Here is a 16,115-nt window from a genome sequence, read left to right on the forward strand (position 1 = left end):
AGATATTAAATAAGACCATACATCAAGATTTGTTTAAGGTTCTCCCTTTTTTGCGAGTATCTTTTGTGGATTTGTTATTTATAGACCCGCCCTATAATTTACATAAGGAGTTTAACTCGAATCATTTTAAGGAGATGTCCCCTGAAGAATATGAAGCATGGATGGATTCCTGGTTATGTCCATTAAGGAAGGTATTAAAACCTACTGCTTCTGTTTATATTTGTGGGGATTGGAAATCTTCTTCATCCATTTTTCGGGTGATGACAAAATATTTTAAGATTCGAAATCGAATTACATGGGAACGAGAGAAAGGTAGAGGATCTATCAGCAACTGGAAAAATTGTTCAGAAGATATATGGTTCGGGACGGTATCCAATAATTTTTATTTTAATAGTAAAGCGGTAATGCTGAAACGGAAAGTAATTGCTCCTTATCGGGATGATGATGGTAAACCCAAGGATTGGGGGATAGAGAACGATGGACAATATCGGCTTACATATCCTTCTAATTTATGGACGGATATAACTGTGCCGTTCTGGTCTATGCCTGAAAACACCGAACACCCTACGCAAAAGCCCGAGAAACTTCTCGCAAAAATTATCCTTGCCAGTTCCAGAGAAGGAGATGTTGTCTTTGACCCATTTGCAGGAGTTGGAACGACTTGTGTTGTAGCTAAAAAGTTAGACAGGCAGTATTGTGGAATAGAAATAGATGAAACTTATTGTTGTTTGGCGGAAAAGCGATTGGAATATGCCAATTCCGATAGAACAATTCAAGGCTATGTGGATGGCGTTTTTTGGGAACGGAATACGCTGAGGGACCAAAAAAAGATATGAATTAAAACATAGTATAAATGTGTTAAAATAAATAAAGTAGAACTCAATTATTTTAAGAAAGGAGAATGTCTATGAGTAATCCCGAAAGTGCAAAACAAGGAATTCCGTTATTAGGGGATGAATTCCCTACTATGAATGTAATGACAACGCATGGAAAGATGGAACTGCCCAAGGCGTTTACAGGCAAATGGTTTGTTCTGTTCAGTCATCCAGCAGATTTTACACCTGTATGCACCACAGAATTTGTTGCCTTTCAGAAGCGATATGATAAGTTTAAGACATTAAATTGTGAGTTAATAGGTCTAAGTATGGACCAGGTATTCTCGCATATAAAGTGGGAAGAATGGATAAGGGAAAAGTTAGGTATTGACATTCAATTCCCTATTATTGCGGATAATGGAGCCATTGCAAATATCCTTGGCTTGGTTCATCCAGGAAAAGGCACAAATACAGTTCGAGCAGTATTTGTTGTGGACGATAAAGCAAAGATACGGCTGATTATTTATTATCCGCAGGAGGTAGGAAGAAATATAGATGAAATAGTTCGGATTGTAAATGCCTTACAGATTGCTGACAAGTATAAGGTTGCCATGCCAGAAAACTGGCCTAATAACGAATTAATCAGTGATAGGGTGATTATCCCACCACCAACCGATGTAAATACTGCAAAAGAACGATTAGCCAAAGCAAAAGAAGGCAGATATGAATGTTTTGATTGGTGGTTTTCCCATAAGAAATTAGACAAATAGAGATTATCATGCAAAATAAATTGGACGGGTCAGACAAATTAAAAAGGTCTGATGATACGGACATGTTGGATAGTTAAATTACAATATTATTTCTCATAATAGAAAAGTTTTACGCCGCGAGATTCAACGCGGTGTAAGAAGTCGTCTACATTATCAATAGCGGATTCAGCGGAATGGACACCGGGTTTATGCAGTTCACCACGGGCAATCATAAGGGTACCTTCAACTGCAGGAATGCTTGTTATATCAGCGATATGCCCCACTCCTGAATAGTAGTGATGTGCGGACTTTCCCTCTTTTTCGCCGTAAACATCAATACGGAATACAGACTGGTCTATTCCTCCTTTGGAAAAAATACCCGCGTTAACCAGGGGTAATAAAATCTTGGTTAGAAATTCTCGTTTCTCAGGAGTGTTGGTTAAGCCTAATCTACCAAGTATTGTTGCTAATCGGGCTATATAAGGCGGGTGAATGCCCCCGTGAAGGGATACATATTTCAAACCGGGTAGACTACGCGGGACGGACACCGATTCTGCATGACCTGTGATATAAACAGGTAATTTGCCCATAGGTTCGGGAAACTCTACAATTTTCCGTTCAGTTCCTGTTTTAATTCGCACTTCTTTGCCGTCTCTCCATTGTAAGGTATATCCGCTAAATATATGCAATACATGCTTTACATTTGCAGGTCCTATATCCTCATCCGAACCACCTGCCCAATTGATTTCAATGCGTTCGGGTTTATCCATAGAAAGATAGCCCTTTTTGGCTAAAAGATTGGTTATTCCCGGGGAATTGCCTAATCCAGCAATAACGGTGATTTCTTTTTCCTTTGCAATATCATTTAAAGTTATCGCAGAAAGGTAAGCATCGTAATCGTCGCAGATACTAACATAAGGGACATTAGCATCAAGACACGCTTCGATAATACTTTTTTCAAATAGGTAAAAAGGACCAATAAATCCCAATGCAACACTATGTCCTTTTACTGCATCTACAATAGAGGATTTGTCTTTTGCGTTAACGAATTTTGCTGAGAATTTATGACCGAGATTTTCCGCAATCTGTTTTGCTTTTTCTATATTAATGTCTGCAATGGTAACAGAAGTGACTTCTACTTCTTTTGCAAGAAGTTCGAGGGCTACTTTTGCCATGTCCCCACATCCACCTAAAACGCATATTTTCATAGAGGTCTCCTTTCCTTTGTTTTATTAATGATATATAATTTGATTGAGTGAATGCATCGTTTTTTAGGGAATAGGCGATTGAAATGATATGGGCTTATTTCAAAGTGAGAAATTCAATTTGATAAAATATGTTATATTAAAGTATAATTTTATCAAAAGTTGAGGCAAATAAAACCGTAAATTAAGGAGAACAACGATAGTAAAACCGTCTGAAGATACGGTGCGAGTAAATGAAGAAATCAGGGCTCCGCAGGTACGAGTGATTGATGATAAAGGGGTTCAGTTAGGTATCATGAGCAAAAGAGACGCTCTGAGGGAAGCCGAAGCACGCGAACTGGACCTCGTAGAGGTAGCACCGAATGCAACACCGCCGGTATGTAGAATAATGGATTTCGGAAAATACCGTTATGAACAGAAAAGAAGAGCCCGTGAAGCGAAAAAGAAACAGCATGTAATTGTGCTGAAGGAAATAAAACTAAGACCAAAAATAGATAAACACGATTTTGAGTATAAACTGAAACATATACGAGAGTTCCTTGAAGAAGGTAATAAAGTAAAGGTCTCTGTAGTATTTCGAGGACGGGAATATGAACATCCCGAGTTTGCGTATGAAGTGTTAAAAAATATTATTGAATCTACAAGGGACCTTTGCTCAGAAACATATTCGCTTGACCAATGTCGTCCTGAGGATAAAGCGTTAACTATTACACTTAGTCCGGGCAAATCGAGCTAAACGACGACAAGTCTAAAAGGAACTTTCTTACCCAGAAATGTATTAACTAAATATATTTTAAATAAAAAGGAGTAAATTCATGGTAAAGTTAAAGACGAATCGTAGTGCGTCAAAAAGGTTTAAGGTTACTAAAAACGGGAAGGTTTTAAGAAAAAAAGCCTATAATAGACATTTAAAAACAACCAAATCGGCTAAGAAAAAGAGACACCTAAGGAAAACTACGCTGGTCTCATCTGTAGAAGCAAAAAATGTAAAAGCAATGCTCCCTTACGCATAAAATAGGAATTTTTTTTGTTTTAATTAATAAATTCGTGTTCATGTATCCGGAAAATGCCTCCGGAACATAAACAAAACCCTTTACAAAATAGGAGAAAGAGCAATGCCACGAGCAACAAACAATCCTGCTTCCCGTGACCGTAGACGTAAAGTATTAAAGCAAGCAGAAGGATACCGTGGAAGCCATCATCGCCTTTTCAAGACAGCCAAACAAGCGGTTGACCATGCGGGTAAGTATGCGTATCGTGACCGCAAAGCCAAGAAAAGAGAAATCCGTGCTTTGTGGATAGCACGAATTAATGCGGCAGCACGTAATTACGGTATGAGTTACAATCGGCTTGTATTTGGTTTGCATAAGGCAGGAATGAATGTAGACCGTAAAATGCTGGCAGACCTTGCTGTAAAAGATGAGGAAGCCTTTGCCAAATTGATTGAGATAGCAAAATCTGCTATCGCAGGCGAACCTATTCCAAAAGATGACGAAGTTTCTGAGCCGCTGGATAGTTCGGAAGCAGATACTTCATCTTAAAAACAGGCAAATCTTAAATGCGTATTGTGCCTGCTATTGATATTCGAGGTGGAAAGTGTGTCAATTTGGTTCAAGGGGATTATGAGAAGGAAACAATTTTTTCTGATGACCCCCTCGAACAAGCAAAAATCTGGTGGAATGAACTTCAAGAAGGAATTATTCACATTGTTGATTTGGATGGCGCTAAATCGGGGAAATGTGAAATATTGCCGTTCCTTGAAGAATTAGGAAAAATGGGTATTCCTTATGAAGTAGGTGGAGGTATTCGCACAGTAGATACAATAGAAAAAATTATTTTTGCGGGTGCTTCACGAGTGATAATTGGAACGGGAATGATTAAAAATCCTGATTTACTACAAACAGCCACTTCAAGGTGGAAAGATAAAATTGTTGTAGCCATTGATGCCAAAAATGGGAAGATTGCCCTTGAAGGTTGGACACAAGAAACAGACTTTTCCGCACTTGAAATCGCACAAAAGGCACAAGAATTAGGGGCTATCCGTATCATATATACAGATATTCTTTCGGATGGCATGATGAAAGGACCTAATTTTGCAGCAACACAACAGATAGCACAATCGGTCCATATTCCTGTTACTATGTCAGGAGGGGTTTCCTCTCTGGAAGATTTACTTAAAGCAAAATTATTACAGTCCTTTGGGGTAGATGAGATTATCGTTGGTAGAGCGTTATACTTAAAGAAGTTCTCAATAACAGAAGCAAAAAAAATATTCGCTTCCTAATAATTGGAGAAACAAATAATGGAATTACATTTCGGGAAAGTTGCCATTATTGGTGTAGGGCTTTTGGGTGCTTCGTTAGGTATGGCAATTCGTAATAAAAAAATAGCCGACGAAGTAATGGGTATAGGAAGGAATATGTCCACTTTAGAAAAAGCGTTGCAAAAAGGAGCCATTGATAGTTTTTCTACGGAATTGTTTCCTTCAGTTTATAATGCAGATTTTATTATCTTATGCACCCCTGTCCAGTCAGCCATAACTATTCTCCAATCCATTGCCCCAAATATTTCTCCTGAGAAAACAATCATTACAGATATCTGCAGCACGAAAGTAGAAATATGCAAAAAGGCACAGTCCCTTTGGCAAAAGGACAGTCCATTTATCGGAAGTCATCCCCTCGCAGGTTCCGAAAAATTTGGACCAGAACATGCAAAAATAGATTTTTATGAAAATACTATTTGCCTTTTAGAAAAAGGGATAAATACTCGAGCGGAAGTTAAAAAGACAGTGTGGAATTTTTGGACTCTTTTAGGGACGAAGGTTATCGAAGTAGATATGGTGGAACATGACTTTTTTATGGCATATACAAGTCATCTTCCACATATTATTGCTTCGGCTCTTGCTCAGGTTACTGGCGAAACGAAGGCTCCCAATTATTTTATCGGTGGTGGTTTTCGCGATACAACGCGAATAGCGGAAAGCCGACCCGAGATATGGAAGGATATTATTTTAACCAATCAAAAAAATATCCTTTCAGGGATTGAAGATATTCAGAAAAAATTAGATGAATTCAAATTGTCTCTTCAAAAAAATGATGCTAATCAAATGATGGATTTCTTTAAACACGGAAGTGAATCTCGACAACGGTTATTCAACAAATGACGGCACATTTTATTACATTTGAAGGTATTGAAGGTTGTGGTAAGACGACGCAAGCAAAGAGAGCAGAAGAATATCTAAAATCGTTGGGATATCCTGTTTTAAGAACTTATGAACCGGGAGCAACACGAGTCGGCGAGTATATTCGGCGTATTCTCCTCGAAAAGAATAATAATCCTATTCCTCTACATCCTATTACAGAACTGTTATTATTTTCTGCAGATAGAACCCAACATCTGCGTGAAGTTATTCTCCCCGCTTTAGAACAGGGAATTACCGTATTATGTGATAGATATATTGATTCCACGACGGCTTATCAAGGTGGAGGACGGGGAATTAATTTGGAACTTATATATCAAATACACAAAATCGCTACATTAGGAATTTATCCGACGAGAACTTATTTGTTTGATTTACCCGTGGAGATAGGACTGCAACGAATAAGTAAACGCGGAAACACCTTAGACCGTTTGGAAACAGAAAATATAGAATTTCACCAAAGAATACGCGATTGTTTCCTTCGGATTGCACACGAAAATCCTCAACGGTTTATGATAATTGATGCTAATCAATCTGAAGAGGCAATTGCTTTAATCATACAAAATGATTTAAGGGAACTATGTCAGAAATAGTAAGTAATTATACCGATACACTACCACCTGTTTTTCAAAGAATACAAGACCAACATACTGCTGTTCGTGTTTTAATCAATTCTATGAAAAACAATCGGATTTCCCATGCGTATCTTTTCTGGGGACCCGATGGTGTCGGAAAGAAATTTACGGCAAAGTCATTTGCTCAGTCGGTTTTATGTCAAAACACAGAAACAAAAGGTTGTGGAGTCTGTTCTATCTGTTCCCGTATTGAGAGAGATATTCATCCAGATGTGATGATAATCCGACCTATGGGCAAAACAAGACTTATCGGTGTAGATACAATAGAAGAAATTAATAAAACAGCACAATACAGACCCTATGAGAGCAACCGACGATTTATTATATTTGAAGATGCTGAAAGAATAGGTGTACCGGCTCAAAATCATTTTTTAAAGACGCTCGAAGAGCCTGTTTCCGAGACCACTTTCATTCTACTTAGTTCTAATCCAGGTTTAATACTACCGACTATCCGCTCTCGTTGTCAGCCCATACGGTTTCAACGGCTACGATTGGAAACTGTTACAAAAATTATCCATCAAATCAAAGAAATTCCAGAAGAAACCGCTTCTCTTGTTGCTATGCTATCACAGGGACAAATATCCAAAAGTATAGAAATACTGGATTCCGATAAAAGAACATTGATTATGGAATTATTCCGACAATTGGCACAAGGTCGAGACCCTTTACTACTTACTGCAGAATTTGAACAATTTCTTACAGCGGTTCGTAAAAAGATTGAAAAGGAAGTAAACAAGTTGGAAAATATAGGTAAGAAAGAATTAACTCCTGCGGAACAAAATGCAATGCAGCAGTTAATAAATGCTGAAATAGAGGCACAGGTTGCTAATGAATTGGAATCCTGTTTGTATCTGATAACCTGTTTCTTGCGGGATGTGCTGGTTTACTTTAACACACAGAATTCTGGTATGCTATACTTCCCAGAAATGATTTCTGAATTTCCTTCATGGAATTATCAACAAGCAGAGGCAGGACTAAACTTCGTGGAAAAAGTTCGTTCTTATTTATTACGGAATATAAGTCGTGAGAAAGTTATCCGAGATTTGTTTTTTGCTTTATCACCTAAAATATAAAGAGGTAGTTCTATATGCAAAATATAGCCAGAATACGCATGAGAAAACCAAGACGAGTATTACAGGCTCTTTGCTCTGACCAGATTATTATCAAAAGAGATGACCCCTGTATCGTGCAAACTGACCGTGGTCAGGAATGGGGTATCTGTGTGTTACCACCGGAACCCTGCTCGTCAGAAATAGAACGCCATAGTGCTTTTAAGGTGATTCGTCGAGCCCATAATAATGACCATAAAACTTTAAAGGATATTGAGCAAGAAGAGAAAAAAGCGTTGGTAACCTGTCAAAAATATGTTACCAAGCACAATTTGCCCATGCGTTTGGTTGAATCGGAATATACTTTTGATAGGCATCGCCTTACTTTTTATTTTACGGCAGACCGTAGAGTTGACTTTCGTGAACTGGTAAAAGATTTAGCACAGGAATTTCACACTCGAATAGAATTGCGACATATACAAATTCGGGACCAATCCAAATTAATCGGAGGGATTGGAAATTGCGGATTACATCTTTGCTGTGCACGCTGGATTGAGCAATTTATGCCTATTTCTATGCGAATGGCAAAGAGACAGAATTTATCCTTAAATCCATCAAAAATCAGCGGGCAATGCGGTCGACTCCTATGTTGCCTATCTTATGAGAATGAAATGTATCCTCCTTTGAAATACTACCAGGATGATGAGGAAGGTATAGAGGAAGAATTAGACCAGGAAGAAATAAAATTGTTAAAACAACTTGAGGACGAACCCTTCGACTCCAATAATAAAAACACAAAATAGATATTTTTTTACTTCTCATGCCAAATAAGGAAGACATACAAATAAAACCTATAGATAGCCATTGTCATTTGTTTGATGAAAAGTTTAAAGAGGATAGAATCGAACTAATAAATACCTCTTTTCAAAAATTAGACGGACTGGTCATTATTATTGAGGAACCTTTTAATATTTCTCCATTGTCTTTGATAAAACATCCTAAAATAAGATATGCAGTGGGCTACCATCCCTATTATTCAGAGAAAGTTGTTGCGGGAAATTGGGATACATTAAGTTTATTCCTGAACACTGGATATGTAAGTGCTATCGGCGAAATTGGTCTGGATTATTATCATTGTAAAGTGACGAAGGATATTCAAAGGAAAGTGTTCATACAACAAATTGAATTTGCACAACAACATAACCTTCCAATAGTAATACACTGCCGAAATGCAGAAAAAGATACTTATGAAATCCTTCGTGATTATCATAAAAATGTTCCATCCGTGGTATTGCATTGCTATGGAGGAGATATAGATATGGTGGAACAATTTCTGGGAATGAATTGTTACATATCCTTTGCAGGAAATATAACATATCCCAAAGCCATTGAATTACAGAAAAGTGCAGAACGAGTTCCATTAGATTATTTGCTTATTGAAACAGATGCACCTTATCTGGCACCGCAACCTGTTCGTGGAAAAAGATGTGTTCCAGAATATGTGCTTTATACAGCAGAAAAAATTGCAGAAATCAAAAAAATGGATGTAAATGATATAATCCATTTCACAAACCAAAACACGAAGAAAATATTTTCACTAATATAATTGTTTTCGTTTACACAGATAATTGAAATAATATCTGCGAATACTTTGTTCAAAAAGAAAAAAAGAGAAAACGCTATGGAATGCAAAAATTCAGTTTTACGCTGGGGTATTGCCTCTCTTTACGATATACTGCAACGATTTTACAGTTCAATTCCCTATAATTATTTTAAAAGCGGTTATTCTTTTCCGGCGTGGCATTACTATATAGAACTAACAAGACGGTGTAATCTTCGTTGTAAAATGTGCCAGTATATTGACTGGCTGGAGAATGTTCCTATTAAACAACAAATGGAAGGGGAACTATCTACGGATGAATGGAAAAATGTAATTTCACAGATACATTCCTGGAGTTTGATTACATTTACCGGGGGAGAGCCTTTTGTTCGCAAGGACTTTATGGAATTGTTCTCTTATGCGAGTAGAAGAGCAAGAACGCATTTTATTTCGAATGGGACAATGATTACAGAGGATAGGGCAGAAGAACTGGTCAAATTAGCCCCAAAGAGGTTAGGAGGTAAAGGACTTAATTTTGCAGGAACTTCTATCGAAGCCCCTGGTGAGAAACATGATAATATCCGCAAGATGAAAGGGGCTTTTGAACGAACTACCACAGGAATTAGGTTTCTACGGGAATATCGAGATAAAGCGAAAAAACAGTGTCCATTGATACATATAACTACGGTTATACAACAGGACAATGTGGAAATATTACCTCAAATGCCTGCTTTAATAAAAGAATTGGGAGCCGATGTCCTGAATTTGGTAACAGAAAGCCGTTCCCTCGACCTGCCCGGTTTGGGGGATGTAGACCCTTCTGTATATAAGGCGGAGCATATTCAGTATCCTAAAATAGATAGAGATAAGTTAACAAAATCGTTAACAGAGACCCTTGCAGAAGCAACAAAATTGGGAATACAATTACGCCTTCCTCGAATGCCCATTTCTTCTATTATTGACTACTATACAACGGGAATTGATTTGAATGATTTTGAATGCAGAAACGCATGGAACACATTATTTATAGGACGAACAGGTGATGTGTATCCTTGCTGGATACGAAAAATTGGGAATATTAAAAATGCATCGCTAAAAGAATTATGGAACAATCCGATTATGCGTCAATTCCGACAGGCATGTAAAAATCATCTTTGGGCGACCTGCCCGGGTTGTTGTTTTATTGAACATAAAACGAACAAAAAGCCTATTAATCCATTGGCGTCTTTTTAAGAAAGGTATCTACTTTTTCTTTAAGATGTATACAGGACCCACATCAGGATTTAATCGTTCTTTGGGAGGATAATCCTCTTCATCGGTTTCAGTTACAGAAAGATAAAGTGTTTTACCGAACATAGGAAGGTTAAAACGGTAGATACCTTTGCGTATTTTGGCTGTGTCATTTATCAAATTAATTGTAAAGAAAATCTGATTGGGAAATTTCTCAATATATGTTACATACGACCCCTGGAGATTTATACTGATAGCACCTACATTTTGTGATATTTTCAAAGAACCATTGTTAAATTCAAATGTAACGAGAGTATTTTCTATCTCTTTACCATTTTCCCATTGGGCCCCTTCCCAAACACCATTCAAGCGACTATCCGGATTACAACCGGAAAGATACATAAGTCCGAAAATCAATACAGTTAAGAAGAAAATTTTTTTCATAACTTAACCCTTTCTGTTTATTAAATGTAGATATGTTTTATTATACAAAATATTATTTTAGTTGTTACATTTTTATTTAAAAGAACAAAAAGGCATTTTCATAAAATCATTATATTATATATCTCCCATTTAAAAAAACAGAGGAAAATCCCTACGGATTTTCCTCTGTTTTTCTTATGAATAGTGAGTATAGTTTAGTTCGTAGGTATAACTACATAATATTCAGAGCCTTTTTCGTTTTTCAATTTTAGCAGGACACTATCTTTGCCCTTATTTTCCTTTAATGCATTCTCAAATTCATTTACATTTTTCACAGGGATGCGATTAACCTCTTTAATGAGTGTGCCTTCTTTAACACCGCGTAATTGTGCCGGGGAACCCGGTTCTACTTCAGTTACTAATACACCTTCTCCTTCTTCGTAACCAAATTGTTTTGCAAGGTCAGCGGTCAGGTTCTGAACAGAAATTCCTAATTCAACTTTTTTTCCTTCTTCCGTTGTTACGGTTACACTGCCTTCATTCGGTTTTTTCCCTACATCAACTTGAATTTCCTTTCTTTCTCCGTTTCGAATAAGAACTAATTTAGCACGGGAACCTGGTTTTGTTGATGCGACACGATTCCGTAATGATGGGGCATCTGTTACGGGGAAACCGTTAAATTCGATAATAACATCATCTTTAAGAATACCTGCTTTTTCTGCGGGAGAATCTTTTTGCACTTCGGTTACAAGAGCGCCTTGTGTCTCTTTGATACCAAGCCATTCGCCTAATTTCGGGTCGAGATTTTGTATTCCGACACCCAAAAATCCGCGTTCTACGCCACCTGTATCCCGCAATTGGTTAACTACATACTTCACCATATTTATAGGGATAGCAAAACCAACACCCATGTAACCCGGTGACATACGGTTTGTAGAGAATATGGCTGTATTCATGCCAATGACTTCGCCCTCCAAATTAATTAAAGGTCCACCCGAGTTACCGGGATTAATTGCTGCGTCCGTTTGAATAAAATCAGCATAGTCCACAATATTCAAATCTCCTCTTCCTTTGGCACTGATAATACCTGCTGTTACAGTATGTTCTAATCCAAAGGGATTGCCTATGGCTACGACCCATTCGCCTACTTTAATATTATCAGAATTTCCTAAAGGTAATGGCTTTAACCCGTTAGTGTCAATTTTAATTAAGGCGACATCGGTTTCTGGGTCAGAACCTATCTTTTTAGCAGTAAACTCTTTACCATTACTTAATTTAACATTTACTTTATCTGCTTTTTCGACAACATGATTATTGGTGACAATGTATCCATCTTCGGAAATGATAAAACCCGAGCCTGCACCAATAGGAACATTTCGTTTCTTTTCCGTATCAGGTTTTTGAGGTTGTCTTCTCTTCGGTTGTTGCCACATATCTTCATCATCGAAGAAACGGAAAAAGAAATCGAATGGGGAGTCGAAAGGTGATTGAAATGGACTCATAGCAGAGACTTCCTTCTCAATAGAAATAGAAACTACACCATCGGAAGTTTTTTCTGCGATCTGAGCAAATGCTTCACCTAAACTCTTTGCCGCTTCTATTCCTGAAGCAGTATTACTCTGAGCAGATGCTTTAGGAAGTTTAAGAAAACTTTCTTGGTCAGAGTAAGTTTCTCCATAATAATAGCCAAATATAAATGCGGTACATATCATTATTGAGGTTAAAAAGACCATTTTACGCGATTTAGTAAACATATTCCATTCTCCTTTTTTACTTGTTGGAATTTTGAAATCATTTACTAAAACGCAGGAGAATAAAATAGAGTTAACTAAAAAATTTTAATGATTTTCAGTTATCCGTAAATAATGCCTAATGGTGGATACTCCTTCCATCTCCCTCGGGTAAAGTCTGGGAAGTCTTGAGGTGCTCCACGCTGGGCTACAGACCGTTCACTTAATTCTGAAACCGCACTCCATGATGCCGCATCATAAACATTCAAATCTGTGGGTAATCCCTTCCTTAAACACTCAATTAAACGGTAATCCTCAATAAAATCCATACCACCATGCCCAGCACCTTTTGCAGAATCCTGCATGGCTTTCCATAAAGGATGTTCCCATTGATCTGCATATTTTTCTAATGGTTCAAATTCCTCTTTTCCCGAGAGGCCTTCAATAAAAATACGCGGTGGATAATCCATAATGATACCTTTTGTCCCCTGCACCATATTAATCCGACTATAAGGACGCGGTAAATTTGTATCATGCACAATATATATTGTGCAACCATTGTAGGTTTTTATAATACTTAAGTTAACATCCCCTAAAACATACTTTTCATTTCTGCGTGGGTCATCTTCGGGTAGAGTTTTTTGATACTCTTGGAGACCTCGCGACTTGCTACTTACTGAAACCAAATACTCAAATTGGTCACCGCGATTAATGTTCATATATTGGGCTACAGGTCCCAAACCATGGGTAGGATACAAATTCCCATCCCGTTTCATCGAATGGGCACGACGCCATAATCCTTCACCTTCCTTGCTAAACTTTACTCCTCTTAAATCATGACAATAACCACACTCCCCATGAATTATCTCGCCCAATAAACCCTTGCGAACTATATGGAGCATCATTAATTCCGTGCGGTTATAACAACAGTTTTCCATCATAACACAGTGTTTTTTATACTTCTCTGCGGTTTCGACCAACTGCCAGCATTCCTCCAATGTAACGGCTGCAGGAACCTCAGTTGCTGCATGCTTACCATTTTCCATTGCAGAGACACAAACTGGAACATGCCATTCCCATGGAGTTGCAGTGTAAACCAAATCTAATTCTTCTGTTTCACACATCCGTTTAAAGTCCCATTCCCCATTCGAATATCCTTTTGGCTCTGGCTGTCCTGCCTCAACCGCCATTTTCTTAACGCGCTCTACTTTTTCAGGAACGATATCGCAAACTGCTTTTAACTGCACACCTTCTATCTTAAGTAAATTCCTCACATGATTTGTGCCCATACCTCCTACACCAACAAATCCTACTCGAACTGTTTCCATCGGAGAAGCAGAGAAAAATTCTGCCGGTGCCGGCTGATTTCGAATGTTAGAAGGACTCTCACTTTGCCCTACGGAATTCTTTACAGCAGTCATCATCAATCCCGCAACACCCGACAATGACAAAAACGACCTACGAGAAAAAGTATAATTCGCTTTTTCCCTGTTCAAATTTTTACTACGCATAAAAATTCCCTTTCTTTAGTTTTAAAATTCACAAATAAATATTACAATATATTATCACAGAATAAACTTGAGTTAAACAATTAATATATTTATACTCATCTATAAAACCCAAACAAAAAAGGAGCATAAAATGGAAACATTACTTTTTATCCCCCTCGGAACAAGGGAAATTACATTAACAGGCTTGGAAGATATAAAAAAGAAAATCACCGACAAGACTTGGAAGGAATTAACAGAAGAAATTAAATATCCAGAGAACGATAAAAACTTCAGAAATTTAAATGTTCGTAAATTTGGACATTGGCTTACACAAAATTTCGAAGTTATAAAAGATAACATAGATATTCAAATTATCGAACCATTTTTAAAGTGGTTGAAAGAACAAAACAAAAATATAAGTAAAATATATCTTATTGCTACAAATCAGAAAGAAGAAAAAGACCCGGAACATATAAAAAGAGATACCTATACAATAGCAAAGTTTTTAAAAGACACATTTTTCCCTTTCTATTTTCAAAACAAAAAATATAACTACTTACCAGAAGTAGAAGTAGAAGTAGAAATAATCGAACTAAACGATAAACCCAATGATTATGATTTGATGATTAGAGAAATTGATGAAAACCTGAAAGGGAAAATACTTAAAAATATTGACAATAACCAATATGTAGTGTATGCAGAAATTACAGGGGGAACTCCACAAATAAACACAGCCCTTATGTTAAATTGCATAAAATATTTCAGAAAAAAGGTCAAATTTATATATAAATCTGAAAGTACAACTGAAATCAAAAGTTTAGAAATAGGAAAATATATATTAAAGAACTATGAGCATGAAGCCCTTCAAAGACTTGTCGAAAGATATGATTTTGATGCAATAAGTAAAAATGAAAATTATCCACAAATTATAAGAAAACTTGCCGAATGTGCTTGCTATCGAATGAACTTTGATTATGAAGGATATTTACAAGAAATAGATGGAATAGAAAAATTTCTTCCAAATGAAATAAAAAAATCTTATGAAAATAAAATTATTGAATTAAAAAAGACTGTGCAGGAATTTTATAAAACTATAGATCCAAATAAAATTTTAAACGAACTTTTCTGGAACGCTTACATAATGTGGGAAAGGGACGAATGTGCTAACTTTCTTGGAAGAGTATGGAGAATATTAGAAGTAGTTAATCAATATTCAATAAGAAGATATATAGATTGTAAGTGGAGAGATATTTATGAGAATAATTTCGCAAAACAATTTCAATCATGGGTACAAAAAAATCTTAAATTTATTAAACATATGGAAGAAATAGGATTAAATATATATACTTACAATAGAAAAAACCTTAAAGAAGCAGTTGTATTTCTTGCAAATGAAAAAAAAGACGACAAGTTAAAAAAAGTATCCGAAATAAATGAACGATTAGATGAACTTTCAAATTTAAGAAACTCCTCTATTATTGCACATGGTTTTGAAGGTATATCTAAAAAGAAAATTCAGGAGATTATAAGCGAATACGATGAAAATGTGATAGATTTACTAAAAAAACTATTAGAAGCAGCTGAAATACATATAAAAGGAACAAATCCCTTTGATATTTTTAAAGAAATCATTATTTCTATCAATGAATTTGAATTAAATAGGACATTGAATATTTGATGAAACTCAATTTCTAATACAGAGAATTATTTTTGACTAAAAGACTTATTATTAGTTCCCGAGTATAGAGATTTAATAAAATTAGATACATTGATATATAAATTAAAAAAATTTGTACTATTCCAGATGTTTCTTTTTAGAACATTATCGTTAGTATGCTTGATAAAATTAAAAATGACTTGTGCAATAATCTAAAGCATTGTTTATCTTCGCTATACTCTTATACATAGTATACTTATTTATCCGTTTGTAAAGATTCTAAATATTAATGTAAACTAATAAAAATTAAACTTTGTGTAAGTAGTCCATTTT

Annotated in this window: 17 protein-coding genes; 13 read left to right on the forward strand and 4 right to left on the reverse strand. The window is 36.4% G+C overall.

Translation table 11 applies throughout. The features are described 5' to 3' along the window. On the forward strand, positions 1–836 hold an 836-nt coding region (locus PLA12_11835; protein ID HOQ33188.1), incomplete at its 5' end, for a site-specific DNA-methyltransferase. Between the two features lie 71 nt (positions 837–907). After that, entirely contained in the window at positions 908–1,585 is a 678-nt protein-coding gene (locus PLA12_11840; protein HOQ33189.1) for a peroxiredoxin, read from the forward strand. A gap of 86 nt (positions 1,586–1,671) precedes the next feature. Here the strand turns inward: PLA12_11840 and PLA12_11845 are convergent, their stop codons facing one another. Beyond that, the gene (locus tag PLA12_11845; protein ID HOQ33190.1) at positions 1,672–2,772 is read right to left on the reverse strand and encodes a saccharopine dehydrogenase NADP-binding domain-containing protein; all 1,101 of its coding nucleotides are present in this window, start codon (positions 2,770–2,772) and stop codon (positions 1,672–1,674) included. 220 nt (positions 2,773–2,992) lie between these two features. On the opposite strand from PLA12_11845, the gene infC reads away from it, so the two are divergent. The 10 genes from infC (at position 2,993) to PLA12_11895 (ending at position 10,485) form a co-directional block, all read left to right on the forward strand. Next, positions 2,993–3,505 carry a translation initiation factor IF-3 gene (gene infC / locus PLA12_11850; GenBank protein ID HOQ33191.1) on the forward strand — a complete coding sequence of 171 codons (513 nt, stop codon included), beginning with the start codon at positions 2,993–2,995 and terminating at the stop codon, positions 3,503–3,505. Positions 3,506–3,584: 79 nt separating this feature from the next. After that, positions 3,585–3,782, forward strand: coding sequence for a 50S ribosomal protein L35 (gene rpmI, locus PLA12_11855; GenBank protein ID HOQ33192.1), 198 nt, complete (start codon positions 3,585–3,587; stop codon positions 3,780–3,782). 102 nt (positions 3,783–3,884) lie between these two features. Further along, positions 3,885–4,310: a 50S ribosomal protein L20 gene (gene rplT, locus PLA12_11860; protein HOQ33193.1), complete on the forward strand. Its 426-nt coding sequence runs from the start codon at positions 3,885–3,887 to the stop codon at positions 4,308–4,310. A gap of 17 nt (positions 4,311–4,327) precedes the next feature. Further along, positions 4,328–5,053 (forward strand): 1-(5-phosphoribosyl)-5-[(5-phosphoribosylamino)methylideneamino]imidazole-4-carboxamide isomerase, encoded by a 726-nt coding sequence (gene hisA, locus PLA12_11865; protein HOQ33194.1) that lies wholly within the window; start codon positions 4,328–4,330, stop codon positions 5,051–5,053. Positions 5,054–5,071: 18 nt separating this feature from the next. Further along, on the forward strand, positions 5,072–5,932 hold the full coding sequence (locus tag PLA12_11870) for a prephenate dehydrogenase/arogenate dehydrogenase family protein (GenBank protein HOQ33195.1): 861 nt from the start codon (positions 5,072–5,074) through the stop codon (positions 5,930–5,932). Next, complete coding sequence (tmk, locus tag PLA12_11875) at positions 5,929–6,561, forward strand: dTMP kinase (GenBank protein ID HOQ33196.1); 633 nt, start codon at positions 5,929–5,931, stop codon at positions 6,559–6,561. The genes PLA12_11870 and tmk overlap by 4 nt, the downstream gene beginning before the upstream one ends. Further along, on the forward strand, positions 6,549–7,676 hold the full coding sequence (gene holB, locus PLA12_11880) for a DNA polymerase III subunit delta' (protein HOQ33197.1): 1,128 nt from the start codon (positions 6,549–6,551) through the stop codon (positions 7,674–7,676). Before tmk ends, holB begins: the two co-directional genes overlap by 13 nt. 14 nt (positions 7,677–7,690) lie before the next feature. Beyond that, positions 7,691–8,455, forward strand: coding sequence for a regulatory iron-sulfur-containing complex subunit RicT (gene ricT, locus PLA12_11885; GenBank protein HOQ33198.1), 765 nt, complete (start codon positions 7,691–7,693; stop codon positions 8,453–8,455). A 17-nt stretch (positions 8,456–8,472) separates the two neighbouring features. Continuing rightward, positions 8,473–9,258 (forward strand): TatD family hydrolase, encoded by a 786-nt coding sequence (locus tag PLA12_11890; protein ID HOQ33199.1) that lies wholly within the window; start codon positions 8,473–8,475, stop codon positions 9,256–9,258. A 75-nt stretch (positions 9,259–9,333) separates the two neighbouring features. Further along, complete coding sequence (locus tag PLA12_11895) at positions 9,334–10,485, forward strand: radical SAM protein (protein ID HOQ33200.1); 1,152 nt, start codon at positions 9,334–9,336, stop codon at positions 10,483–10,485. A gap of 9 nt (positions 10,486–10,494) precedes the next feature. Here the strand turns inward: PLA12_11895 and PLA12_11900 are convergent, their stop codons facing one another. From PLA12_11900 to PLA12_11910, 3 genes are all read right to left on the reverse strand, one after another. Continuing rightward, a complete protein-coding gene (locus PLA12_11900) occupies positions 10,495–10,926 on the reverse strand; it encodes a hypothetical protein (GenBank protein HOQ33201.1) in 432 nt (143 codons plus the stop codon). A gap of 194 nt (positions 10,927–11,120) precedes the next feature. Next, positions 11,121–12,659: a Do family serine endopeptidase gene (locus PLA12_11905; protein ID HOQ33202.1), complete on the reverse strand. Its 1,539-nt coding sequence runs from the start codon at positions 12,657–12,659 to the stop codon at positions 11,121–11,123. A gap of 98 nt (positions 12,660–12,757) precedes the next feature. After that, positions 12,758–14,146: a Gfo/Idh/MocA family oxidoreductase gene (locus PLA12_11910; GenBank protein HOQ33203.1), complete on the reverse strand. Its 1,389-nt coding sequence runs from the start codon at positions 14,144–14,146 to the stop codon at positions 12,758–12,760. A gap of 130 nt (positions 14,147–14,276) precedes the next feature. On the opposite strand from PLA12_11910, the gene PLA12_11915 reads away from it, so the two are divergent. Then, positions 14,277–15,803, forward strand: coding sequence for a hypothetical protein (locus PLA12_11915; GenBank protein ID HOQ33204.1), 1,527 nt, complete (start codon positions 14,277–14,279; stop codon positions 15,801–15,803). The last annotated feature ends 312 nt before the right edge of the window (positions 15,804–16,115 follow it).

Source organism: Candidatus Hydrogenedens sp. (assembly GCA_035378955.1).
In the GTDB taxonomy this organism is placed as follows: Bacteria; Hydrogenedentota; Hydrogenedentia; order Hydrogenedentales; family Hydrogenedentaceae; genus Hydrogenedens.